This window comes from Pimelobacter simplex, from assembly GCF_900114845.1.
GTDB lineage: Bacteria > Actinomycetota > Actinomycetes > Propionibacteriales > Nocardioidaceae > Nocardioides > Nocardioides simplex.
This window is the reverse complement of record NZ_FOUK01000001.1, coordinates 1,351,373-1,375,316: the sequence shown is the minus strand read 5'-3', so window position 1 is coordinate 1,375,316 and position 23,944 is coordinate 1,351,373. Positions and strand designations below refer to the sequence as shown.

The window sequence follows — 23,944 nt, the reverse complement described above, 5'->3', positions numbered from 1 at the left end:
TGAATACATTGTTCAAGATCTGAAATTCAGGAGGCACAGTGACCCGATTCAGGGCGACGATCGCCGGACTGCTGACGCTCACCGTCGGCACGGCGCTCACCGGATGCGGCTCCTCGGGCGACGACGACAACGGCGACACGGTGGTGATCGGGCTGGTCTGCGACACGACCGGTCCGGGCGCCGGCTACGCGACCCCCGCGTGCACGGCGACGAAGGAGACCATCGACCAGGTCAACGCCGACGGCGGGATCGACGGCAAGAAGGTCAAGGTGGTCCAGGGCAACGACGAGAGCGACCCGACCAAGACCCCCACGGTCATCCAGAAGCTCGTCAGCCAGGGGGCCGACGCGCTGCTCATGCTCACCAGCAGTGCCGGGGTGCTCCAGGCCAAGTCGCTCATCGAGCGGACCAAGATCCCGGTCTTCATGCCGGTCGCGGCCAACCCGCAGGTCACCGAGCCGCCGAGCAACACCTACCTCTACCAGCTCGGCACGCCCACCTCCGACTGGGCGACGGTCTACTGCGCCGCCTTCGACTCGCTCGGCGCCAAGAAGGTCGCCTTCCTCCAGGACAGCTCGCCCTCCCAGGTGCAGTTCAACAAGGGCCTCATCGACAGCCTCGACTGCGTCGACCTCGACGTCGTCAACGGCGCCATCGACGCGACCGACCTGAGCGCCGAGGTCGCCAAGATCAAGAACGCCGGCCCGGACGCCGTCCTGGTCGCGACCCAGAACGCCAACTTCGACGTCCTCGCCCAGAACACGCTGCACCAGCAGCTGCCCGGCGTCCCGCGGTTCACCGAGCTGCTGCTGAGCTCGCTCCCGTCCGCCTGGGCGCAGGCCCAGCCCGGCGCCCTCGAGGGCCTGGTCGGGCTGGCCGGCACGACCGACACCAACACCAGGACCGTCGAGGTCGCCCAGTTCTTCGCCGAGACCGAGGGCGCCGACTTCCGGGTCAACAACTTCTGGACCCAGTCGTACGACGCGGTGCAGATCCTCAAGCAGGCGATCGAGGAGTCCGGCACCACCGACGGCGAGAAGCTCAACGCCGCCATCCAGGAGGTGACCGGCTTCGTCGCCAGCTCGGGCTATCCCGGCTTCACGCTCTCGTTCGGGGACGACAAGCACCTGGGCGCCGACGGCATCTGCGGCCTGGTCCTGGTCGAGTGGGACAAGGACAACCAGGTCGCCGGCCCATGGTCGGGCTACGAGCCGGACTGCGCGGCATGACCAACCCCCAGCTGTGGATCGCCGTGGTCGAGAACGGGTGCTTCTTCGCCCTTCTCGGCCTGGCGTTCTACTTCAACCTGACCGGCGCCGGGTTCTTCAACTTCGGCATCGGCGCGATCGCCATGGCGGCCGCCTTCACCGGCAGCTGGCTGGTCACCGAGCACGGCCTGAGCCGGCCCCTGGCCGGCGTGGTGGGGGTGCTCGGGGCGATCGCGATCGCGGTGGTGATGGAGCTGGCGGTGGTCCGTCCGGTCCAGGCCCGCGGCGAGGGCGAGCTGTCCGCCCTCGTCGCGGTCGGCGCCAGCCTGTTCACGATCATCCAGCTCAGCGGGCTCTTCCTGGGCCACGAGGCCCGGTCGGGCCAGCCGTTCTGGTCGACCGCACCGTTCAGCGTCGGCTCGGCGCGGGTCGGCTCGACCGTCGTCCCGATCGTGGTGATCACGGCCGCGCTGTTCACGCTGTCGTACCTCGCGCTGCAGCGCACCCGGCTCGGCCGGCTGACCCGGGCGATCGGCAACGACACCGACGCCGCGCGAGTCCTGGGCCTGCCGATCAACACCGCGCGGCTCCTGTCGTTCGCCGCGGCCGGGCTGATCGCGGCGCTGGCCGGGATCACGTTCGCCGGCCGCAGCGGGGTCAGCCCCGACAACGCCCTGCACTGGACGATCACCGGCTTCCTGGCGCTCGTCATCGGCGGCACGGGCACCGTGTGGGCGCCGCTGCTCGGCGGGGCGCTGCTCGCGCTAGCCAACGTCTTCATCCCCTTCTACTTCGGAGGTGACGTGCTCGCCTACGGCCTCGTCGTCGTCGCCATGCTCTTCTTCGCCTTCCGCCCCGAGGGCGTCTTCGCACCGAGGGTGCGGGTATGAGCGCCCGGCTCCCGAACGTGGCCGGCGTGCTCGGCCTCGTGCTCCTGGTCGTGTGGGCGGGCAGCGACCTCTACCGCAGCAGCCTGCTCGTCACGATGCTGACCTACGCGCTCGTCGCGCTGGGCATGTACGTGCCGTTCGTGCTGGCCGGCTCGCTGTCGCTGTCCTACAGCGCCTACGCCGCCACCGGCGCGTACGCCGTCGCCATCGGGACGGCGCACGCGGGATGGCCGCTCTGGCTCGGCATGCTCGTGGCACCCCCGGTGGCCGCGATCATCGCCGTGGTCCTGGGCGCGGCGACGATGCGGCTCTCCGGCTTCTACCTGGGCGCGGTGACGCTGCTCTTCGCGGAGGCCTTCATCCAGCTGCTCGGCAACCTCGGCGTCACCGGCGGTCCGAGCGGCATCGTCGGCCTCCCCCTGCTGAGCTTCGGCGGCTGGGAGCCCTCCCCGCAGCAGACCGTGCTGATGGCGGTCGTGCTGACCGGCGTCCTCGCGCTCGCCCTCGACCGGCTGCGGCGCAGCCCGTGGGGCGTGGTCATCCGGGCCTCGCGGGAGGTGCCGATCGCGGTCGACACCGCCGGCGTCTCGGTCTCGGTGCTCAACCTCGTCGCGCTCGGCGCCGGTGCGGCGATCGCCTCGCTCGGCGGCGCTCTCTTCACGACGTACGTCGGCGCGGTGAACCCGGAGACGTTCAGCGTCAACGTCATCTTCCTCGCCGTCTTCATGCCGCTGATCGGCGGCATCGGCAACCCGTGGGGCGCCGTGCTCGGCGCGGCGATCGTCGTCCACCTGACGCTCAACGTCGACTCGCTGGCCTCCAGCGGGACGCTCCTGGTGTCGCTCAGCGTGCTCGTCATCCTCGTCCTCTTCCCACGCGGGGTGCTCGGCTTCGCCGGCACCGCGGCCCGCGGCGGGACCACCCTCCTCACCACCGTCACCAAGCGAGGTGCCCGCACATGACCACCGCCGACCCCCTGCTCTCCGGCAGCGGCCTGAGCAAGAGCTATGGCGGCGTGCACGCCGTGAGCGACGTGTCGTTCACCCTCCACGCCGGCGAGGTGCTCGGCCTGATCGGGCCCAACGGCGCCGGGAAGACCACCCTGGTCGACCTCGTCACCGGCGCCCAGGACGCCGACACCGGCGAGCTCGTCCTCACCGGCAGCCCGCTGCGCGGCGGCGCCGCCCACCGCGCCGCCCAGGGGCTGGCCCGGACCTTCCAGCACCCGCAGCTCGCGCTCGACCTCAGCGTCGCCGACAACCTGCTGCTGGGTGCGTACGCCGCCCGGCACCGCGGCCTGGGCCGGCTCCTCGCGGGCCTGGTCCGCGGCATCCTCCGCCCGCACGCACCGGCCGACCGGGCCCTGGCCGAGCGCCTCGCCACGTCGGTCGGGATCTCCGGGCTCGACCGGCACGCGCGCGACCTCACCCTCGGCGAGCAGCGTCTCGTCGAGGTCGGTCGGGCACTCGGGGCCGAGCCCTGCGTGCTGCTCCTCGACGAGCCCTTCGCCGGCGCCGACGCCCACGGCGTCGCCGGCACCACCCGGGTGATCGAGGTGCTGCGCGGCGCCGGGCACGGCGTGATCCTGGTCGACCACAACGTCGACCTGGTGACCACGCTCGCCGACCGGGTGATGCTCATGGAGCGCGGCCGGGTCGCCTTCGAGGGCAGTCCTGCCGACTGCCTGGCCAGTCCGGAGATGCAGCGCGTCTACTTCGGCACCGCCCCCGAGGAGGTCGCGTCGTGACCGCGCTCGAGATCGCCGGCCTCTTCGTCCGGTACGGCGGCGCGCTCGCCGTCGACGACATCGCGCTGTCCGTGCCACCCGGGCAGGTGACCGCCCTCGTCGGGCCCAACGGCGCCGGCAAGAGCAGCGCCGTCCTCGCCACGTGCGGCACGGTCCGCTCGACCGGCGAGGTGCGCCTCGACGGCGAGCGGGTCGACGGCTGGTCGCCCGGACGGCGTACGAGGGCCGGGCTGGCGCTCGTCCCCCAGGGCCGGCAGCTCTTCTCGCGCCTCACCGTGCGCGAGAACCTGCTCATCGGCGCCGACCAGCTCCGCCTCCCGGCACGCTCGGTGGCGGCCGCCGAGGAGCGCTTCCCGATCCTGGCCGAGCGCCGGAGCAGCCTGGCCGGCGTCCTCAGCGGCGGCGAGCAGCAGATGCTCGCGGTGGCCCGCGCCCTCATGGGCCGCCCCCGCGCGCTGCTCCTCGACGAGCTCGTCACCGGGCTCGCGCCGCTCATCGTGCAGCAGCTCGCCACGACCGTGCGCGCGCTCGCCGACGACGGGCTCGCCGTCCTCGTGGCGGCGCCCGACCTGGTCGGCCTGCGCGACGTCGTCGACCGGGGCTACGTGCTCGTCCGCGGCCGCGTCGTCGCGGAGGTCGAGGGCGGCCACCGGCCGCTGCAGTCGGCGTACGAGCGCGCCCTCGGGCTGGCCGTCGGGTGACCCGCGTCACGTTGCCGCTCCCCGTTCTGCATATTAAATTCAAAGTAGGAGGTGAGGCACGACCATGAGCCCCACGAGCACGACCGGCCCGCGCGGCCGCGAGCACGCCCTGATGGTCTCGGGCATCGGTGGCCAGGGCATCCAGCTCCTGGCGAAGACGCTCGCGCAGGCCCTGACCGCGCAGGGGCGCTACGCCATGCTCGGCGCCGAGTACGGCGGCGAGATGCGCGGCGGACCCACCCAGGCCACGGTCGTGGTCGGTGACGCTCCCCTGCGGGCGCTGCCGATCGTGCCCCGCGCCGACGCGGCGATCCTCATGCACGACCGGTTCAGCGAGAACACGCTCGCCCGGCTGGCCGCCGGCGGGCTCACCCTGGTCAACTCGTCGGTCGCTCCCGAGGAGTTCCTCGCCGACCGCGAGCACGTCGTCCGGGTACCGGCCACGGTGCTGGCCCGCGAGGCCGGCGCCGCCCAGGCCGGTGGCTTCGCGATGCTCGGCGCCTACTGCGCGCTGACCGGCGCGGCCGGGCACGACGAGTTGGTCGCGACGATGACCGCGCTGCTGCCGCCGTACCGCCGCCAGCACGCCGAGGGCAACGCCCGCGCCCTCGAGGCCGGAGCCGCCCACGTCACCTCTGTCCCCACTGCCGCAGGAGCCCTCACGTGACCCTCGAGCTGCTGCAGGGCAGCGTCGCCATCACCCGCGCCGCGCTCGCCGCCGACTGCAAGTTCTTCGCCGGCTACCCCATGTCGCCCTTCACCCCCTTGCTGGAGGCGATGTCGCGCGAGATGGCGGACGCCAGCGGCGTCTGCATCAACGCCGAGAGCGAGATCGAGGGCGCCAACATGGCGCTCGGCGCCTCGGCCGCCGGCTTCCGCGCGGCGACCGGCTCGTGCGGCCAGGGCATCGCGCTCATGCAGGAGACCATCGCCGAGGCCGCGCTCAACGAGACGCCCCTCGTCGTCTTCAACATGGCGCGCAACCAGCAGGACTACTACCAGTGCACCCGCGGCGGCGGCTGGGGCGACTACCGCACCATCACGCTCGCCCCCAAGGACATCACCGAGGCCGTCGAGCACACCCAGCTGCTCTTCCACCTCGCCGACAAGCACCGCGCGCCGGTGATCCTCTACGGCGACGACCTGCTCGCCAAGACCCTCGTCGGCGTCGACGTCGCTCCGCTCGACCTCCCTGAGCTGCCCGCCAAGGACTGGGCCCTCGACGGCTCGGCCAGCGGCACCGGCAGCTCGCGCCAGGTCTGGACGTTCGCGATGGGCAAGAAGAACGACCCCGGCCCGGGCCCCGACGGCCAGTGGCGCCGCGTCGCGGCCAAGTTCGCCGAGATCGAGCAGGTCGAGGCGCGCCACGAGACCGTGCACGCCGAGGACGCCGAGACGCTCGTCGTCGCCTTCGGCTCGGCCGCCAAGTTCGCCGAGTACGTCGTCGAGGAGCTGCGCGAGGAGGGCCACCGGGTGGGCCTGTTCCGCCCGATCACCCTGTGGCCCTTCCCCGGCGCGGCCCTGGCCGAGGCCACCCGCGGCGTGGAGCGGGTGCTCGTGTTCGAGCTCAACGCCGGGCAGATGATCGACGACGTCCGCCAGTGGGCGCACGACCGCGACACCATCCGGTTCATCGGCGGGGTGAGCATCGACGAGTCCGGGCTGGCCTTCGGACCGCTGCTCGACGCGCCCGTGATCCGGGAGCGGATCCTCGCCGAGCACGCCGAGCACGCCGAGCCCGCCGCTGCCGTCCCGACTGCGAGGAGCTGACCATGGCCACGACCGACATCACCATCGACACCCGCACCGCTCCCCCGCCGCCGGCCTCGAAGGCCGCCGCCGGCGCGCCGTCCCTCATCCTGGGCGAGCACTCGCTGTGCCCCGGGTGCGGCGAGCCGGTCGCGCTGCGGCTGCTGCTGGAGACGCTGCAGGACCTCGACGTCGTGCACCGCTCGATCGGCGTCGTGGGACACGGCTGCTACGGCAGCTTCGTCCGGATCATGGACGTGGACGTCCTACAATGCCTGCACGGCCGCGCCCCCTCCTGTGCCACCGGGATCAAGCGGATGCGGCCCGATTCGGTGGTCTTCACCCTGCAGGGGGACGGTGACATGGTCAACGAGGGCCTCCAGGAGATCCTCCACTCGGCGGCCCGCGGCGAGAACATCACCTGCATCCTGCTCAACAACGGCGTCTTCGGCGACACCGGCGGCCAGCAGACCGCGACCACGGTGCTCGGCCAGCGGACCAAGACCAGCCTCGAGGGACGCAACGCCGAGCAGCACGGCTACCCCATCCCGATCGCGGACATGGTCGCCTCGCTCCAGGGCAGCGGGTACGTCGCCCGCGGCGCCGTCTCCACGCCGGCCGCGGTCGCGAAGACCAAGCGGATGATCAAGCGCGCCGTCCAGTCGCAGCTCGACGGCAACGGGCTCTCCCTCGTGGAGATCCTCACCATGTGCCCGACGGGCTGGTTCGTCCCGGCCGCCGAGGGCGCCGACTACCAGGGCTCGTCGATGGAGCCGGTCTACCCGATCGGTGAGCTGAAGAGCCCCGAACCCCAGACCCAGGAGGCAGTGCATGCTTGAGCGGGCCAACACGAGCCAGGCCGTCGCGGACGTCGTCGTCCAGCGGATCATCAGCGGCGAGCTCGCCGCCGGCGACCGGATCGACCTCGACGCCCTCGGCAAGAGCCTGGGCGTGAGCCGCTCCCCCATCCGCGAGGCGCTCATCCAGCTCGAGCGCGACGGGCTGGTCGAGATGCCCTACCACCGCGGGGCGTTCATCGCCGAGATCGGCGTGGCCGACGTCCGCGAGGGGTTCACGCTCTACGCCCTGCTCTCCGCGCTGCCCGCCCGCACCGTCGTCTCGCGCCGCGACCCCGAGGTCTGGGCCGAGCTGACCGAGGCCGCCGAGGCGGCCCTCGCCGCCGGCTCGGTCGACGAGTTCGAGAAGCAGGCCCAGCGCTTCCGCCGGGTCATCGCCCGCGCGGCCGGCGGACCGCACCTGCGCTCCCTGCTGCGGACCTTCAACGGTCTGGTCCGGGTGGCCTCGCGACTGTCCATGGAGGACGACCTCGAGCAGGAGCGGAGCCTCTTCCGCGCCGAGTTCGAGGCCTTCCGCGACGACACCCCCGCGGCCGCCGTCACCGCCACCGTCCGCCACGTCGTCGGTACCGGCGAGCACGCCGTGCGCGTGCTCCGCGACCGCGGCGTCCTCCCCGACAGCGAGGGCGACGCCCTCGACGTCACCGTCGAGGACCTGCTCACCGTCGGCAACCTCGTCCGTCCCGAAGGAGAGGCCTGATGGCCACCACCGAGAACGGCCGCGTCACCCGCGGCACCCTGGTCATCGACGCCGACCGCTGCAAGGGCTGCGAGCTCTGCATCGCCGCCTGCCCGCCGTCGGTGCTGGAGATGTCGACCGACGTCAACGAGATGGGCTACCGCTACCCACTCCTGCACGACGGCTGCACCGGCTGCACCGCCTGCCAGATGGTCTGCCCCGACTACGTCTTCGACGTCTACCGGCTGAAGGCGCCGCGCGCATGACCTACGTGATCTCGGCGTCCTGCGTGGACGTCAAGGACCGCTCCTGCGTCGAGGAGTGCCCGGTCGACTGCATCTACGAGGGCACCCGGATGCTCTACGTGCACCCCGAGGAGTGCGTCGACTGCGGCGCCTGCGAGCCGGTCTGCCCGGTCGAGGCGATCTACTACGAGGACGACCTGCCCGCCGGGCAGGAGGACTTCCTCGCCGTCAACACGGGCTTCTTCGACGACCTCGGCTCGCCGGGTGGGGCGGGGGCGCTCGGGGTGGTGGCGCACGACCACCCGGTGGTGGCGGCGCTGCCGGTGGCCTCGGCCTGATCGCTCAGGCGGCCTGGCTGCTGACCTCCACCGCGAGGGCCGGCGCCAGGTCGCCCCGCGGCGCCACCACGATCTCGGCCAGCCCCAGCCACCCCGCCATCCGCTCGAGCTCGGCGGCCAGCTCGGCCGCGGTGTCGGCGGGCGCGTGCGGCTCGGACCAGGCCGACTGCACCAGCAGCCGGGACGTCGCCCGGTCGGCCTTGAGGTCGACCCGGCCGACGATCCGCTCGCCGAGCAGGAAGGGCAGCACGTAGTAGCCGTGCACCCGCCGCTCGGGCGGCGTGTAGATCTCGATCCGGTAGAAGAACTCGAACAGCGCCTCGGCGCGCGCCCGCTCCCACACGACGGGGTCGAAGGGGCTCAGCAGGGTGCGGGCCCGGACCCGGCGCGGGAGCCGCGCCTCGCGGTGCAGGTACGCCGGCCGCTGCCACCCGGCCACCTGGACCGGCTCGAGCTCACCGGAGGCCACCAGCGCGTCGACCGCCGGCCGGGCGTCGCCCGCCCGGATGCGGTAGTAGTCGGCCAGGTCCTGGACCGTGCCGACGCCGTGGGAGCGCGCGGCTCGTCGTACGAGCTCGAGGTGGGCGTCGGCCTTGCTCAACGCCGGCTGGTCGAGGACCGCCGCCGGCAGCACCCGCTCGGGCAGGTCGTAGCGGATCTCGAACTGGCTGTTGCGCCCCGCGATCGCGAGCTCGCCGGTCATGTAGAGGTAGTCGAGCATCCGGCGCGTGCGCGACCAGTTCCAGCCCCAGTGCTCCTTGGCGCGCGGCAGCCCGTCGTCCAGCTCACGCGCGGTGCTCGCCCCCCGATCGGTGATCTCGGCGATCAGCGCGGTCTCGAGCTCGTCGCCCTCGGACACCGTGAACCACTTGCCCCGTCGCCCCCGGTAGTCGTCCATCCGGTGCCTCATCGCCGGCCACAGCTCGACCGGCATGTAGGCCTGGACGTGCGCCCAGTACTCCACCACCCGCCGCCGGCTCCGGCCCGAGCCCGCCCGCCGCAGCAGCTCGGCGTCGTAGGCACCCATCCGCGAGTAGAGCGGCATGTAGTGCGCCCGCTGCAGCACGTTGACGCTGTCGACCTGCAGGACGCCGGTGCGCGCGAGGGTGCGGTCGAACGTCCGCAGCGTCGGGACGGCGTGCGGCGGGTCGAGGAAGCCCTGCGCGGCCAGCGCGATCCGGCGGGCCTGCGACAGCGACAGTGACTGCGTACTCACGGCGCCACCCTAGGAGGCGGCGCCGACAGCCGGCCGGGAGTCAGTCGTGCCGACCGGCTGGCCGCTCGGCGAACCTCGCCCCGCGCAGGCCTCGACTGCGCGCGCGGCAGCGCGGCGCGAGGCCCGAGCGACGCGCTCGCGCGAGTCAGATCAGTCCAATTCGACGAGCTTCGCGCGGACGGCGTACATGACCGCCTCCATGCGCGAGTGCAGCTGCAGCTTCTCCAGGATGTTGCGCACGTGGTTCTTGACCGTGTTCTCGCTGATCGCGAGCTGGGCCGCGACGTCGCGGTTGCTCAGCCCGCGGGCGACGAACCGCAGCACCTCGAGCTCACGCTCGGTGAGCTTGAGGGCGGGGCCCGTCGCCCGGTCGGGCTTCGACATGGTCTTGAACTCGTCGATGAGCTTGGCCGCCATCGACGGGCTGATCAGCGACTGCCCGTCGGCGACCACGCGGATGCCCTGGGCCACCTCCTCGATGGACGAGTCCTTGAGGAGGTAGCCCGAGGCGCCGCTCTTGACCGCTTCGTAGAGGTCGGCCTCGTCGTCGGAGACGGTCAGCATGATGATCTTCGTCGTCGGGACCGCCTCCTTGATCGCGACGCACGCCTCGATGCCCGACTGCTTCGGCATCCGTACGTCGAGCAGGACGACGTCCGGCGCGGAGCTCGTCACGAGCGCGACCCCGTCGATGCCGTTGCTGGCCTCGCCGACGACGTCGATGCCGTCCTCGATGCCCAGCAGCATCGTCAGGCCACGCCGGAAGAGCTCCTGGTCGTCGACCACCACCACACGTACCGGCTCGCTCACAGGTTGCCCCCCCGGCCCTGTGGCATCCGGTGAAGTCCCACTCGCCACAGCGGCATCATGGCACGACTTCGGCGTGCGCAGCGGTCCAGACCATTGTGGATCAGCCTTCGGCGCCCCCGATGTCGAGCGAGATGACCCCGTAGTCGTAGCCGCGACGGCGGTAGACGACGGCCGGCCGCTCGCTCTCCTTGTCGACGTACAGGTAGAAGTCGTGCCCGACGAGCTCCATCTCGTAGAGGGCCTGGTCGAGCGTCATCGGGTTGGCCGGGTGGGTCTTCTCGCGGACGACGAGAGGCCCGTCGCCGGTCACCGTGATCGGCCCGACCTGCCGCTCGATGGCGACGTCGTCGTTCTCGGTCTCGGTCTCGACCTGCACGTCGGAGAGCGCCTTGCCCACCGAGACGGGCGTCCGCCGTCCCCGGTGCACCCGGCGCCGGTCGGCAGCCTTGCGCATCTGCGCAGCCATCTTGTCGAGGGCCAGGTCGAGGGCGCCCATCTTGTCGTCGGCGGACGCCTCCGCGCGGATCACCGGCCCCTTGGAATAGGCCGTCAGCTCCACATGGACGGAATGGTCGTGCTGGCGCGGGTTGGCTTCGCAATCCACCTCCACGTGCACCCGCATGATGCGGTGATCGTGCTTCTCCAGCTTCGCGAGCTTCTCAGCGGCATGCTCTCGGAACCGGTCCGAGATCTCGCAGTGCCGTCCAGTGACCACGACGTCCATCAGATACCTCCAAGGATTTTCGGTGTGATGGGTTCTCCCGCCATCCGGGGCGGGACGTCTGCTCGTCGGCCGTGTGCTCGACCGACGGAAAGGAAGGGGCGCCCGAGGCGCCGGTGGAATACCGACTGCGAGCGCGGCAGCGCGTCGAGAGCCGCTCGTCGGGCAGCTTGCTGCCGGTTCGAAGCGTCGAAGACGCGCTCGCGCCCAAGAGAGAGGAGTTCCGCCCGGCCGACCTGGTCTTCTCCCCCACACCCGCCTGCTGAGGCTCTCGCAGCTTGTTGCCACTACTGACCTTCTCCCGGAGCCGGACGTATCTGACGTCCGGACCGAGGCAGGACTGACGACTAAGCCGCACCGTGATCACCGACCCGGGGGCCGGCTTACGTGGGCCGTTTCGCCTGCGACTGGCATCGGCTTGCCACACCTGGACGGGCTCGCGCCCGGCCTGGGCGACGCAACCACGGACCCGGGCGGACTCCATGACCAGACGTTAGTCCGTCGGTGGTGACGAAGAAAGCCTTCACCCGAAGTTCGGGACGGCGACCTTGCGCCGGGTCGCGGCGACGGTCGCGGCGGCCAGCACGGGCACCCCCGTGGCACGGAGCGCGCGCTGTGCCTCGCGCAGCGTGGCGCCGGTGGTGAGGACGTCGTCGCAGAGGACGACGTGAGCGCGGGGGCACCGCTCCCCCACCCTCCGGACGACGCCCGCGGGTGCGGTGAGCGTCCCCGCGAGGTTGGCGGCGCGGGCGGCGACACCGAGCCCGGCCTGGTCGACGAGACCGGCGCCGGGGCGGACCCGGACCAGCCGGGCGACGCGCACGCCGGGGCCGAGCGCGCGGGCGGCGGCGCGGGACATGGCGAGGGTCGGGTCGTGCCCGCGGTGGCGCACGGCGGCGGGCCGGGAGGGCACCGGCACGAGGAGGACCGGTCCGCTCCCGGCCGGCACCGCGGCGTCGTCGAGCGCCGCGCGGACCGAGCGGGCGAGCAGCCGGCCGAGGGGCCGGGTGAGCGCGAGGACCCGGTGCTCCTTGTGGGCCAGCACGAGCGCGCGCAGCACGGTGTCGTAGTCGCCGACGGCGAAGGTGGTCACCGTCCCGGTCGCCGGCGGCACGGTGCCGTGGGGCGTCGCGACGTCGGGCAGTGCGGTCCAGCAGGCGGGGCACAGGGCGCGCCCGGGCCGCTCGCAGCCGACGCAGCGCGAGCCGAGCACGAGGTCGGCGAAGGCGTCGGCGAGCTGAGGCAGGACGGGCAGGGCGGGCACGTCCGCCACCTCACCAAGCCCCGGCCGGCCGGGCAAGCGCGGGGCCGCGGCCTGTGGAGGACCTAGCCGGCGTAGTCGAGCTGGGTGAGCGGGAGGGACCCGGCGTCGTACGACTCCTGGCGCACGACGTCGATGTAGCGGTCGCCGTAGACGGCGAGCATCGGGGTGTCGGCGACCGGGGACGCCGTGAAGCCGATCACCCGTCCGGTGACGATCGTCGAGAGCGCGTCGACGCCGACGGTGGCCCCGTCGGCGGAGACCACGTCGACCTCGGACAGCACGCCGGGCGAGGTCGGCGCGAGCAGGCCGATCTGGATCGGGCTGGTCCAGGAGAGGTCGGCGATCCGGCTGCCGTCGGGCGGCCGGACGACGGACGCCTCGTGGGTCAGGCCGACCCTGCCGCGGGCGCCGAGCACGACCCGGGCGCCGAGCACGCGGTCGCCGTCGGGACCGCGGACGACGGCGATCAGGCGGGTGCCGTCGCGGCTCACGATGAGCGAGCGGGCGCGGGCGCCGGTCACCCCCGCGACGTCGATCTGGCGGGCCTCGCCGTCCTCGACGAGCCACACCACGGCGCTTCCCGAGCGGCGGTCGAGGACCCACAGCCGGCCCACGCTGTCCCAGCTCGGCCGCGCGTACTGGCCCCCGCTGAGCACCGTCGTGAGCGCCTCGGCGGAGTCGGCGCGCAGGGGCCCGACCCGGACCCGGCGACCGCCGAGGTCGACGCCGGCGACCCGCTCGCCGTCGGGCCGGACGGCGACGGCGACCAGCCCCGCGTCGTCCGCGCCGAAGTCGCCGGTGACGACCGAGAGCTCGCCGAGGGGGCCGGAGACGAGCCGGCCGCGGCTGATCCCGTACACCTGGTGCCCGGAGCCCGGTCCGGCCGGGCCGAAGGCGGAGGCCGACTCGACGGAGTACTGCGAGGCGCCACCGGGCAGGGGCAGGTCGGTCCCGTCGAGGTTGACCCGCAGCGCGGTGATGCTCGGGTCCTGGCGCAGCGTCCAGGCGAGCTGGGCGAGCATCAGCTCGGCCTCCTCGGCGGTCACCTTCGGCGCCTCGCCGACCAGCGTCACGTGGGCGATGCCCTCGTCGTCGACGGGCACGGAGAGACCGACGGTCAGGCCGGGGGGCAGGAACGAGCGGACGATCCCCCGCGCCAGCGGCGGCGGTCCGCTGAGCAGCGCCGAGACCAGGCTCGACGCGAGCTGGTCGCCCAGCGGCACGAACACCGGCTCCGGGACGAGGATCTGCGCGAGCGGGTCGAAGTAGAAGAGCGAGACCTGGCGGTAGCGCTGCCGGAACCACGACGCCGGGACGACGAGCGCGTCGGGCGGGTCGGCGATCCGGAACTCGCCGTTCTCGATGGCGAGGTGGAAGGTCAGGGTGAGCTCGTCCTTGGGCATCGCGCCCCGCCAGGCCCCGATCTGGTCGAGCCGGTCCGCGGCGGTGAGCTGGACCGAGACCGAGCCCGCGGTCTCGCGCACCGGCAGCGAGTCGCTGTAGATGACGGTCTCCTGCTCGGGGTTCCAGCCCGCGGAGGCCTCGCCGGTGAGGTACTGCTTGGCGACGCTCGTCTGGATCGGCCACGCGGTCATCGCGTCGAGGAAGCCGGTGATCACCTCGGTCCGGGTGGCGCCCGCGCCGGGCGGCCGGGCGTCGATGTCGCTGGCCCGGCGGGTGTCGGTGCGGTTGGTGCCGCCGCTCTCGACGACCGGTCCGCTGGTCGGCAGCGAGACGCAGCCCGACAGGACCACCGCGAGCGCGATCACGGCGGCCAGGCTGACGATCCGGCGGTTCATCGCTCCTCCTCGCGCGCCGGGACGACCGTGCCCGGGCCGACCACGGCGGCATCGCTGGACGCGGCGTCCTCGGGGATCAGCGGGAGCGGGCTGTGCCGCAGCGTGCCGCCGTTGTGGCGCGGCACGGTGAGCCGGAACTGCGCCCCCTGGCCGGTGCGTCCCCAGGCCTGCAGCCAGCCGCCGTGCAGGTGCGCGTCCTCCTGGGCGATGGCCAGGCCGAGGCCGGTGCCGCCGCTGGTGCGGGTCCGGGCCGGGTCGGAGCGCCAGAACCGGTTGAACACCATCGAGGCCTCCCCGGGCGCCAGCCCGATGCCGTGGTCGCGGACGGTGATCGCCGCCGCCTCGTCGTCGGAGGCGAGCCGGACGATGACCGCCTCGTCGGGGTCGTCGACGAGCGCGTGGTCGATCGCGTTGGTGACCAGGTTGCGCACGATCCGCTCGACGCGGCGCACGTCGACCTCGGCGCGGACCGGGACGCGGGGCTCCTCGACGACCACCCGGATGCCCCGCTGGTCGGCCAGCGGCTGGGCGGCGGCGACGACCCGACGTACGACGTCACCGAGGTTGACGTTCTCGGGAGTGAGGACGGCGGCGCCGGCGTCGAAGCGGCTGATCTCCAGCAGGTCGACGAGCAGGTTCTCGAAGCGGTCGAGCTCGGCCTGGAGCAGCTCGGCGGCGCGCGCGGTGCCGGGGTCGAACTGCTCGCGCGCGTCGTGGAGGACGTCCGAGGCCATCCGGACCGTGGTCAGCGGCGTGCGCAGCTCGTGGGAGACGTCGGAGACGAACCGGCGCTGGACCCAGCTCAGCTCCTCGAGCTGGCGGATCTGGCGCTGCAGGTTGGTCGCCATCTGGTTGAAGGAGTAGGCCAGCCGGGCGATGTCGTCCTCGCCGGCCACCTGCAGGCGCTCCTGGAGCCGGCCCGCGGCGAGCCGCTCGGCGACCTGGCGGGCCATCCGGATCGGGGTGACCACCTGCCGGGTCACCACCCAGGTGAGCCCCGCGACGAGCGCGAGCAGCAGGCCGGCGGCGGTCAGGAGTGCACGGGTGACCAGGCCGAGCGTGTCCTTCTCCTCGGTGAGCGGGAACAGGAAGTAGAGCGTGTAGGTCTTGCCGTCGGACGGCAGCTGGACCTGGGAGCCGACGATGATCCCCGGCACCCGCGTGGTCGGCCCCTCGACACCGGTGGTCGCGTCCCGCGGCCGGCGCACGATGTCGGTGTAGGTCCACGCCGTGGGCCGGTTGACGCCGTCGAAGTGGTCCTCGAGGCTCCGCGGCACGCTGACCAGGTCGAGCCCGCTCGTGTACTCGCCGCCGCCGGTGCGCAGCGGCGGGTCGTCGCCCTCGGGACCCGCCAGCACGACGGCGTACCCGCGGCTGACCCCGCGCTCGATGATCGGGTCGACCAGGTCGCGCTGCTGGCGGCCGGCGTTGACCTCGGTGCCGGACGCCGCCTCGAGCCGGTCCCGGGCGTCGGACACCTCGGCGTCCACCTCGCCCAGCACCACCTCGGCACGATGGCGCAGCAGGCCGTCGCGGGTCTGCTGCAGCAGGATCCAGCCCACGCCGCTGATCACGACCGCCGAGAGCACCAGGGTGCTCGCCACCACCCGGGCCTGGATCGAGCGGCGCCAGAACGTCAGCGCGCGCCGCAGCCGCGGCGCCAGCCAGCCCCAGAGCCGCCGCAGCCGGTCGAGCAGCGCACGCCCGACCCGCGCCGCGCCGCTAGGCGGAGCCGGCCTTGTACCCGACACCACGCACCGTCAGGACGATCTCGGGGTGCTCGGGATCGTGCTCCACCTTGGACCGCAGCCGCTGGACGTGCACGTTGACCAGCCGGGTGTCCGCGGCGTGCTGGTAGCCCCAGACCTCCTCGAGCAGCACCTGCCGGCTGAACACCTGCCCCGGCTTGCGGGCCAGGCACAGCAGCAGGTCGAACTCCAGCGGCGTCAGCGAGATCTCCTCGCCCCCGCGGGTGACCGCGTGCCCGGCCACGTCGATCTCGACGTCGCGGATGGCCAGCGTCTCGTGCGGCACCGCCTCGGTGCGCCGTACCCGGGCCCGGATGCGGGCGACCAGCTCCTTGGGCTTGAACGGCTTGACGACGTAGTCGTCGGCGCCCGACTCGAGCCCGACGACGACGTCGACCGTGTCGCCCTTCGCCGTCAGCATCACGATGGGCACCCCGGACTCGGCCCGGATCTCCTTGCACACGTCGATCCCGTCGCGGCCCGGCAGCATCAGGTCGAGCAGTACCAGGTCGGGGCGGTAGTCGCGGAACGCCGCCAGCGCCAGGTCGCCGCGCGGGCAGACCCGGCTCTCGAAGCCCTCCTGGCTCAGCACGATGCCGAGCATCTCGGCCAGCGGGGCGTCGTCGTCCACGACGAGGACGCGGCCCCGGGTGGGGTACGGCGCGCTGGCAGACGGGGTCATGCGGTCAATCCTAGGTGGGAGAAGCGCGGAGCCCCGCACCCTGACGGGTGCGGGGCTCGCGCGGCGTGCTGGGAGCTCAGTAGCGGTAGTGCTCGGGCTTGTAGGGGCCCGCCACGTCGACACCGATGTAGGCGGCCTGCTCCTTGGTCAGCTCGGTCAGCTCGACGCCGAGGGCGTCGAGGTGCAGCCGGGCGACCTCCTCGTCGAGGTGCTTGGGCAGCACGTAGACGCCGACCGGGTACTCGTCGGTCTTGGTGAAGACCTCGATCTGGGCGAGCACCTGGTTGGTGAAGGAGTTCGACATCACGAACGACGGGTGGCCGGTCGCGTTGCCGAGGTTCAGCAGACGGCCCTCGGAGAGGACGATGACCTTCTTGCCGTCGGGGAAGATCCACTGGTGGACCTGGGGCTTGATCTCGTCCTTGACGATGCCCGGGATCTTCGCGAGGCCGGCCATGTCGATCTCGTTGTCGAAGTGGCCGATGTTGCCGACGATGGCCTGGTTCTTCATCTTCTCGAAGTGCTCGACCTTGATGATGTCGTAGTTGCCGGTCGTGGTGACGAAGATGTCGGCGTACTCGACGACGGACTCGAGGCGCTTGACCTCGTAGCCGTCCATCGCGGCCTGCAGCGCGCAGATCGGGTCGATCTCGGTGACGATGACGCGCGCACCCTGGCCGCGCAGCGACTCCGCGGAGCCCTTGCCCACGTCGCCGTAGCCGCAGATGACCGCGACCTTGCCGCCGATCATGACGTCGGTGGCGCGGTTGATGCCGTCGACGAGCGAGTGGCGGCAGCCGTACTTGTTGTCGAACTTCGACTTGGTGACCGAGTCGTTGACGTTGATCGCCGGGAAGAGGAGCGAGCCCTCCTTGAAGCGCTCGTACAGGCGGTGCACGCCCGTGGTGGTCTCCTCGGTGACGCCCTTGATGCCCGCGGCGATGGTGGTCCAGCGGGTCGGGTCGGCGGCGACGGAGCGCGCGAGGACCCGGAGGACCTCCTTGAACTCCTCGTTGTCCGTCGAGTCCTGGCCCGGCACGACGCCGGCCTTCTCGTACTCGAGGCCGAGGTGGACGAGCATGGTGATGTCGCCACCGTCGTCGAGGAGCATGTTGGGGCCGACCTTGTTGCCGTCGGCGTCGGTGAAGTCGAAGACCTTCTCGGCCTCGTCCCAGTACTCGGCGAGCGTCTCGCCCTTCCACGCGAACACCGGCGTGCCGGCCGGCGCCTCGGCGGTGCCGTCCTTGCCGACGACGACGGCCGCGGCGGCGTGGTCCTGCGTCGAGAAGATGTTGCAGGTCGCCCAGCGGACGTCGGCGCCGAGGGCGGTCAGCGTCTCGATCAGGACGGCGGTCTGGATGGTCATGTGCAGCGAGCCGGCGATCCGGGCGCCCTTGAGCGGCTGGTCCGCGCCGTAGCGGGCGCGCATCGCCATCAGGCCGGGCATCTCGTGCTCGGCGAGCTCGATCTCCTTGCGGCCGAACTCGGCCAGGCTCAGGTCGGCAACCTTGTAGTCCATGAAAGTGATCCTCGAGTTCGATTGTCGTCAGACAAATCTGGGTCCTGCGGCGCATCTGCGCATCGTCGGGATCTCCCGCGCATGACGGTCCCCACCCTACAAGCGCCGTCCGAGGCCCGCTGAATCTCCGGAAACGTCCACTTTCCCTCCCCACCCACCCCTCCCCACCCCTCTCTCCACAGCCCACCCCTCCTCCCCCCGGTTTCCCTCGCCCCCTCCCCCTGAAGTGGTCCCATGACCACCACCGCCACCGTCACCGCCCTGTTCCCCGAGCACACCCCCGCCGACCTCCTCCACACCATCCGCAGCGGCGTCCGCAGCCGCGAGACGCTCGTCGTCGCCGAGTGGGACGCCATCGTCGCCTGGGCCGAGCGCCACGTCCTCGCCACGCCCGAGGGCGCGGCCACCCTCACCGAGGGCGTCATCGACACCGGCGTGCCCATCGCCGGCGACGGCGCTCCCCTGGTCAGCGACTACCACCCCATGGAGCTCGTCTCCGCGCTCGGCCGCTCCGCCCACGGCGGGCGCGCCTTCGTCGGCCGCGTCGTCGAGTGCGCCTGGCGGCTCCCCCACGTCTACGCCGCCGTCGCCGCCGGCCGGCTCGCGCCCTGGCGCGCCGAGCGGATCGCCGACCTCACCCGCCCGCTCTGCGCTCCGGCCGCCGCCTTCGTCGACCGCCAGCTCTACGACGTCACCGCGGTCGGCTGGGCCCAGCTCGGCCGCCTCGTCGACGAGGCCGTGCGCCGCTTCGACCCGGCCGCGGCCGAGGCCCGCCGGATCGCCGCCGCCAGCCGGCGCCGTCTCGACGTCGACGAGCCCGACACCGACGGCCTGGTCCAGCTCAGCGGCACCCTCGACGCCGCCGACGGCCACGACCTCGACCTCGCCGTCCGGCGCCGTGCGGTGCAGCTCGGCCGGCTGGGCAACGAGCAGCCGCTCGAGGTCCGGCGGTCGATCGCCGTCGGCGAGATCGCCCGGCAGGACCTCCTGCTCGACCTCGACGGCGCCCCCGGACGCAAGGTCGTGCTCAACGTCCACCTGACCGACGACCCCGCCAACCCGGTCGCCCGCTGGGACGACGGCGCCTGCCCGGTGAGCCCGGACCAGGTGCGCGAGTGGCTCCAGGTGGCCGGGAGCTCGGTCGTCGTGCGGCCGGTGGTCGACCTGGCCGAGCACGTCCCGGTCACCTCCTACGAGGTGCCCGACCGGCTGCGGACCAGGGTCGCCCTGCGCGATCCCACCTGCCGCTTCCCCCACTGCACCACCCGGGCCGGCCGCTGCGACCTCGACCACGCGGTGCCTCACGGCGACGGTGGCCCCACCTGCCCCTGCAACCTGGTCCCCCTCTGCCGCCGGCACCACCGGGCCAAGACGTTCAGCGCCTGGCGCTACGTCACCCTCGGGCCGGGCAGCTACCTCTGGCGCTCGCCGCGCCGGCTGCTCTTCCTGGTCGACCACCGCGGCACCCACCCCTTGGACGTCGATCGCACCGAGCTCACCCCGCTCTGGCGCTGCTCCGGCGTCGCGGTGGCGACCACCACGGCCGCGACCCCGAGCCCGGCGCCGACCCACAGCGGTGCGAGGGCGCCGGTGCCGGCTGCGGTCAGGACGCCCGCCGCCACCAGCGGACCCACCACCGCCCCCACGTTCAGGGCTCCCGTTGCGTAGGCGCCCGCCATCGTCGGCGCCGCCTCGGCCTCCCGCAGGCAGCGTGCGATCAGCGCGGTCCCGACCCCGAACGACACCGCCCCCTGGACCAGCACCGCCGCCAGCAGCGCTCCCGGCCACGCGGCCACCAGGGCGAGGACCGTCCAGCCGACCGGCACCGCCACGAGCGCCGCCCGGGGCACCCCGCCCGTGGTCGTACCCGCGCCCGGGCGGGGCCCAGGGTCCACGTCAGCGGAGGTGTCGACGTGGGTGTCGACGTGGGAGTCGACCCAGCGCCCGGCCAGCGTGACCCCCGCGAACGACCCGAGCCCGAACAGCACCAGCGCCACCGGGACCCACAGCTCCGCCAGTCCCGCCGGCCCGACGACCACCGGCGCCACGAAGGTGAACCCCGCGAACGTCGCCGCATTCACCAGGGCCGCCAGCGCCAGCGCCCGGACCACCCGCGGCCGGCCCAGCACGCCCAGCTCGGCCCGCAACGAGGGCGATGGTGTCGGCGCCGGTGCCGGTGCCGGTGCCGGTGCCGAAGCCGGTGACGGTGCCGGCCGCTCCCCGCCGCCCGGGCGCCGCGGCACCCCCACCAGGACCCCGACCGCCGCGGGCAGGCACAGCAGCGCGATCGCCCAGAACGTCGCCCGCCAGCCGAGCACCGTGCCCACCAGCGCTCCGGCGGGGACGCCGAGCACCGTGGCGAGCGTCGTCCCGGAGAGGAGGATGGCGAGCGCCCGCCCCCGCCGCTCCGGCGCGACCAGGGTGGTCGCCGTGCTCAGGGCGACGGCGAGGAAGCCCGCGTTCGCCAGCGCCGCCACCACCCGGGTGACCAGCAGCAGCGGCAGGTCCGCGGCGAGCGCGCCCACCACGTGCGTCGCGGCGAACACCAGCACGAACCCGAGCAGGCTGCGCCGCGCCGGCCACCGCCGCGCGAGCGCCGCCGTCAGTGGCGCACCGACGACCATCCCGATCGCGAACGCCGGGGTCGCCAGCCCCACGGCCGCCACCGGCCGGTCGAGATCGGCGGCCAGGTCCGGCACCAGGCCGGCCAGGACGAATTCGGACGTGCCCATGGCGAACACCGCCACGGCAAGGAGGTACAGCGGAAGAGGCATCGAGACTCCCAGGAGGGACGAAGGGGACGGACGAGACGGAACGAGCGGAGATCTCGCTCGCCACCACGCGCCCCACCGCCACCGACGAGCAGCGGCCGCGTCGCACCGCGCCACACCGGCGCGGCGCCACTCGGGCTCAGGCCCGGGCTCGGCTGCTCAGTCGTGCAGGGACGTGCGGTGACGACCGCACGCCCCGGTCCTGGATGCCTCGGGACTCGACATGGCTCCACCCTAGGGCGCCGCGCCACGCCCGGCCCACCGCTTTTCGGCGGTCCCGGTCGGCGCGGCGGATCATGGTCGCGTGGACCTCGATCGCGACCGGGCGCAGCGCCAGGCCGTCGTCCGCCACTACGACCACCGCGCCCCCACGTACGACGACGGCCCGCTCCACCGCGCCCTCGCCACCGCCGTCGCCGGCCTCGTCACCGAGGCCCTCGACGCCGCCCCCGACCCGCACGACCAGCGCCGTCCCGTCGTGCTGGACGTCGCCACCGGGACCGGCCTCGTCCTGCGCGCCCTCGCCGCGCCCACCCCCACCCCCACGCCCACGGCAGCCCGCCTGGTCGGCATCGACCTGTCCCCGGGGATGCTCCGGATCGCGACCGCCGCCCTCCCCCCGCCGGCGGCCACGTTCGTCCGCGCGGACGCCACCTCGCTCCCGCTGGCGGACGCCTCCGTCGACGTCATCACGCTGGTGACCGCGCTCCACCTGCTGCCCTCCGCGGCGGCCGCGGATGCGGCGCTCGCCGAGTGCGTCCGGGTGCTCCGGCCCGGGGGCCACCTCGTCACCGCGACGTTCACCGATCCCGCGACCCCGCCCGCGCCGGCCCCAACGCCAGCCCCCGCCGCAGCCCCGACCTCAACCCCGACCCCAGTCCCGGCCCGCCGCCACGACGCCTACGCCACCGTCGCCCAGCTGACCGCCGTCCTCACCCCGCACGGCCTCACCCTCCGCCGGCACCGGACCTGGACCGACGGCGAGCACCACCTCCTCCTCTGCCACGCCGTTCTCTGCCACGCCGTTCCGGCCAGCGGCCCCGTCCGGCCGGCGCCGCCGGCCAGCCAGTAATCTCGTCGCCGTGTCCGCGCCCTCGTCTGCCCCCGCCACTGGTCCCCGCGTCGCGATCGTGGCGGCGCGCTGGCACGCCGACATCGTCGACGTCGCCGTGAGCACGTTCACCGGCGAGCTCGAGGAGCGCGGCTACCGGGTCGACCTCGTCCGGGTGCCGGGCGCGTTCGAGATCCCCCTGCAGGTACGGCGGCGCGCCCTCTCCGGCGACTACGCCGCCGTCGCGGCGGCGGCGCTGGTGGTCGACGGGGGCATCTACCGGCACGACTTCGTGGCGTCGTCGGTGGTGGACGCGCTGATGCGGGTCCAGCTCGAGACGGACGTGCCGGTGTTCTCGGCGGTCCTGACGCCGCACCACTTCCACGAGCACGACGAGCACGCGAGCTACTTCCGCCGGCACTTCGAGACGAAGGGGCGCGAGCTCGCGAACGCGGTCGACGCGATCGTCAAGCTGCCCGCCTGAGCCTGCGCACTCAGGCGCCCGCCGCGGCTGAGCGGCAGCCTGCTGGGGTGCGACCACCCCCACGACCACCCCCACCCTCACCCCCACCCCCGCCCCTCCTGGCCGCCCTCGAGATGCTGGCGTCCCTGGGCGCGGTGGTGGTGATCGTGCTGCTGCCGCTGCAGTACCTCGGCGCGCACCTGTGCGCGTGGGGTGAGTGCGCGGTCCCGGGTCCGGACGAGATCCGGACGTTCCGGGTGCTGGCGGGCGTCCTGGCGGTGGCGGTGGTGACCACCCTCGCCCTCGCCGTACGACGTCGCGCCCGCCTCGCCGTCGCCGGCCACGCCGTGGTCGGGGTGGTGGGGCTGGTGGCGGCGCTGGTGTTCGCGATGCCCGGGATCGACTGGGCGGGCCTGCGGCAGGACGAGCCGCCGGCGCGAAACCCGGACTACGTCCCGTGCTACTCCGGCTCGGACGACTGCGTCGGAGGCTGAGCAGGGGGCGCGGCGGGCGCGGTGGGCTCGTCGGCGTCGTAGCGCTCGATGGGGTCCTTGTCGCCGCTGAACGGGAGGGCGCGGACGATGAGCACGACCACGCTGCCGACGACGAGTCCGATCACGGCGGAGATCGCCGTGTTGGCGAGCCAGGCGAGCACCGACCCGAGGAAGCCGTGGACGGCGTGCTCGATGTCGTGCTCGATGTCGTGGACCCACTCGTAGGGGGCGTTCCACCAGCCCACCTCGTGGATGTTGACGAGGAGGATGTGGCCGCCGACCCAGAGCATGGCCACGGTCCCGATGATGGAGAGTGCGGCCAGGACGCGCGGCATGGCGGCGACGAGGCCGCGGCCGATCCGCTGCGCGAGCGCGGAGGGGCGCTGGGCGAGGAGGAGGCCGGTGTCGTCCATCTTGACGATGAGCGCGACGACGCCGTAGACGGCGACGGTGATGACGAGGGCGACGACGACGAGGATCGCGAGGCGGGCCCAGAAACTCTCGTCCTTCACCGAGTCGAGGGCGATGACCATGATCTCGGCCGAGAGGATCAGGTCGGTGCGGACGGCACCGGCGATCATCTTCTTCTCGGCCTCGGGGCTCACCTCGGTGACGGGCGCCGCGTGGTCGTCGTGCTTCGAGAAGAGGTGCCACACCTTGTGCGCGCCCTCGTAGGCGAGGAACGTGCCGCCCGCCATCAGGATGACCGGCAGCAGGCCGGGCAGGAACTCGCTGAGCAGCAGCGCGACCGGCAGGATGATGAGCAGCTTGTTGCGGATCGAGCCGATCGCGATCTGCTTGACGATCGGGAGCTCGCGCTCGGCCGCGAGGCCGTGGACGTACTGCGGGGTGACGGCGGTGTCGTCGATCACCACGCCGGCGGCCTTGGTGGTGGCGCGGCCGGCGGCGGCTCCGACGTCGTCGATCGAGGCGGCGGCCATCTTGGCGATGGCGGCGACGTCGTCGAGCAGGCCGAAGAGTCCGGCGCTCAC

24 protein-coding genes and 1 pseudogene are annotated in these 23,944 nt (G+C 73.1%); 15 read left to right on the top strand and 10 right to left on the bottom strand.

Annotation, left to right across the window (positions count from 1 at the left end; translation table 11 throughout):
* The first annotated feature begins 38 nt into the window (after positions 1-38).
* From BM223_RS06715 to fdxA, 11 genes are all read left to right on the top strand, one after another.
* On the top strand, positions 39-1,229 hold the full coding sequence (locus tag BM223_RS06715) for an ABC transporter substrate-binding protein (protein WP_052138890.1): 1,191 nt from the start codon (positions 39-41) through the stop codon (positions 1,227-1,229).
* On the top strand, positions 1,226-2,098 hold the full coding sequence (locus BM223_RS06710) for a branched-chain amino acid ABC transporter permease (RefSeq protein WP_038680643.1): 873 nt from the start codon (positions 1,226-1,228) through the stop codon (positions 2,096-2,098). Before BM223_RS06715 ends, BM223_RS06710 begins: the two co-directional genes overlap by 4 nt.
* Positions 2,095-3,060: a branched-chain amino acid ABC transporter permease gene (locus tag BM223_RS06705; RefSeq protein WP_052138891.1), complete on the top strand. Its 966-nt coding sequence runs from the start codon at positions 2,095-2,097 to the stop codon at positions 3,058-3,060. The genes BM223_RS06710 and BM223_RS06705 overlap by 4 nt, the downstream gene beginning before the upstream one ends.
* Positions 3,057-3,845: an ABC transporter ATP-binding protein gene (locus tag BM223_RS06700; RefSeq protein WP_038680645.1), complete on the top strand. Its 789-nt coding sequence runs from the start codon at positions 3,057-3,059 to the stop codon at positions 3,843-3,845. The genes BM223_RS06705 and BM223_RS06700 overlap by 4 nt, the downstream gene beginning before the upstream one ends.
* A complete protein-coding gene (locus tag BM223_RS06695; RefSeq protein ID WP_038680647.1) occupies positions 3,842-4,546 on the top strand; it encodes an ABC transporter ATP-binding protein in 705 nt (234 codons plus the stop codon). The genes BM223_RS06700 and BM223_RS06695 overlap by 4 nt, the downstream gene beginning before the upstream one ends.
* A gap of 64 nt (positions 4,547-4,610) precedes the next feature.
* Positions 4,611-5,213: a 2-oxoacid:ferredoxin oxidoreductase subunit gamma family protein gene (locus tag BM223_RS06690; protein WP_052138892.1), complete on the top strand. Its 603-nt coding sequence runs from the start codon at positions 4,611-4,613 to the stop codon at positions 5,211-5,213.
* Positions 5,210-6,316 (top strand): hypothetical protein, encoded by a 1,107-nt coding sequence (locus BM223_RS06685; RefSeq protein ID WP_038680649.1) that lies wholly within the window; start codon positions 5,210-5,212, stop codon positions 6,314-6,316. Before BM223_RS06690 ends, BM223_RS06685 begins: the two co-directional genes overlap by 4 nt.
* A gap of 2 nt (positions 6,317-6,318) precedes the next feature.
* A complete protein-coding gene (locus BM223_RS06680) occupies positions 6,319-7,134 on the top strand; it encodes a thiamine pyrophosphate-dependent enzyme (protein WP_082003740.1) in 816 nt (271 codons plus the stop codon).
* On the top strand, positions 7,127-7,852 hold the full coding sequence (locus tag BM223_RS06675; protein WP_052138893.1) for a GntR family transcriptional regulator: 726 nt from the start codon (positions 7,127-7,129) through the stop codon (positions 7,850-7,852). Before BM223_RS06680 ends, BM223_RS06675 begins: the two co-directional genes overlap by 8 nt.
* A complete protein-coding gene (locus tag BM223_RS06670; RefSeq protein ID WP_038680651.1) occupies positions 7,852-8,097 on the top strand; it encodes a 4Fe-4S dicluster domain-containing protein in 246 nt (81 codons plus the stop codon). The genes BM223_RS06675 and BM223_RS06670 overlap by 1 nt, the downstream gene beginning before the upstream one ends.
* The gene (gene fdxA, locus BM223_RS06665) at positions 8,094-8,414 is read left to right on the top strand and encodes a ferredoxin (RefSeq protein ID WP_038680653.1); all 321 of its coding nucleotides are present in this window, start codon (positions 8,094-8,096) and stop codon (positions 8,412-8,414) included. The genes BM223_RS06670 and fdxA overlap by 4 nt, the downstream gene beginning before the upstream one ends.
* A gap of 4 nt (positions 8,415-8,418) precedes the next feature.
* Here the strand turns inward: fdxA and BM223_RS06660 are convergent, their stop codons facing one another.
* The 8 genes from BM223_RS06660 to ahcY all read right to left on the bottom strand — a co-directional run bounded on the left by BM223_RS06660 (position 8,419) and on the right by ahcY (position 18,173).
* Positions 8,419-9,630, bottom strand: a complete 1,212-nt coding sequence (locus BM223_RS06660; protein WP_038680655.1) for a winged helix-turn-helix domain-containing protein — start codon at positions 9,628-9,630, stop codon at positions 8,419-8,421.
* 150 nt (positions 9,631-9,780) lie between these two features.
* On the bottom strand, positions 9,781-10,440 hold the full coding sequence (locus tag BM223_RS06655; protein WP_235318970.1) for a response regulator: 660 nt from the start codon (positions 10,438-10,440) through the stop codon (positions 9,781-9,783).
* Positions 10,441-10,540: 100 nt separating this feature from the next.
* Complete coding sequence (hpf, locus tag BM223_RS06650) at positions 10,541-11,164, bottom strand: ribosome hibernation-promoting factor, HPF/YfiA family (RefSeq protein ID WP_038680659.1); 624 nt, start codon at positions 11,162-11,164, stop codon at positions 10,541-10,543.
* Between the two features lie 520 nt (positions 11,165-11,684).
* Positions 11,685-12,425, bottom strand: coding sequence for a ComF family protein (locus BM223_RS06645; protein WP_052138895.1), 741 nt, complete (start codon positions 12,423-12,425; stop codon positions 11,685-11,687).
* 62 nt (positions 12,426-12,487) lie between these two features.
* A complete protein-coding gene (locus BM223_RS06640) occupies positions 12,488-14,224 on the bottom strand; it encodes an LpqB family beta-propeller domain-containing protein (protein ID WP_038680660.1) in 1,737 nt (578 codons plus the stop codon).
* Entirely contained in the window at positions 14,221-15,975 is a 1,755-nt protein-coding gene (mtrB, locus tag BM223_RS06635) for an MtrAB system histidine kinase MtrB (protein WP_235318972.1), read from the bottom strand. The genes BM223_RS06640 and mtrB overlap by 4 nt, the downstream gene beginning before the upstream one ends.
* Positions 15,947-16,654 carry an MtrAB system response regulator MtrA gene (gene mtrA, locus BM223_RS06630; protein WP_038680662.1) on the bottom strand — a complete coding sequence of 236 codons (708 nt, stop codon included), beginning with the start codon at positions 16,652-16,654 and terminating at the stop codon, positions 15,947-15,949. Before mtrA ends, mtrB begins: the two co-directional genes overlap by 29 nt.
* 76 nt (positions 16,655-16,730) lie before the next feature.
* The gene (gene ahcY, locus BM223_RS06625) at positions 16,731-18,173 is read right to left on the bottom strand and encodes an adenosylhomocysteinase (protein ID WP_038680664.1); all 1,443 of its coding nucleotides are present in this window, start codon (positions 18,171-18,173) and stop codon (positions 16,731-16,733) included.
* 234 nt (positions 18,174-18,407) lie between these two features.
* Here ahcY and BM223_RS30215 point away from each other — a divergent pair.
* Positions 18,408-19,397: pseudogene (locus BM223_RS30215) on the top strand (DUF222 domain-containing protein); the annotation flags it as partial.
* A gap of 188 nt (positions 19,398-19,585) precedes the next feature.
* Here BM223_RS30215 and BM223_RS06615 read toward each other — a convergent pair.
* Positions 19,586-20,947, bottom strand: a complete 1,362-nt coding sequence (locus BM223_RS06615) for an MFS transporter (protein WP_082003741.1) — start codon at positions 20,945-20,947, stop codon at positions 19,586-19,588.
* Between the two features lie 301 nt (positions 20,948-21,248).
* Here BM223_RS06615 and BM223_RS06610 point away from each other — a divergent pair, with 301 nt between their 5' ends.
* The 3 genes from BM223_RS06610 (at position 21,249) to BM223_RS06600 (ending at position 22,952) form a co-directional block, all read left to right on the top strand.
* A complete protein-coding gene (locus BM223_RS06610) occupies positions 21,249-22,016 on the top strand; it encodes a class I SAM-dependent methyltransferase (protein WP_052138896.1) in 768 nt (255 codons plus the stop codon).
* A gap of 10 nt (positions 22,017-22,026) precedes the next feature.
* The gene (locus BM223_RS06605) at positions 22,027-22,479 is read left to right on the top strand and encodes a 6,7-dimethyl-8-ribityllumazine synthase (protein WP_038680670.1); all 453 of its coding nucleotides are present in this window, start codon (positions 22,027-22,029) and stop codon (positions 22,477-22,479) included.
* 113 nt (positions 22,480-22,592) lie between these two features.
* Complete coding sequence (locus tag BM223_RS06600) at positions 22,593-22,952, top strand: DUF6234 family protein (RefSeq protein WP_038680672.1); 360 nt, start codon at positions 22,593-22,595, stop codon at positions 22,950-22,952.
* Here BM223_RS06600 and BM223_RS06595 read toward each other — a convergent pair.
* Entirely contained in the window at positions 22,919-23,944 is a 1,026-nt protein-coding gene (locus BM223_RS06595; RefSeq protein WP_082003742.1) for a DUF808 domain-containing protein, read from the bottom strand. The genes BM223_RS06600 and BM223_RS06595 overlap by 34 nt on opposite strands.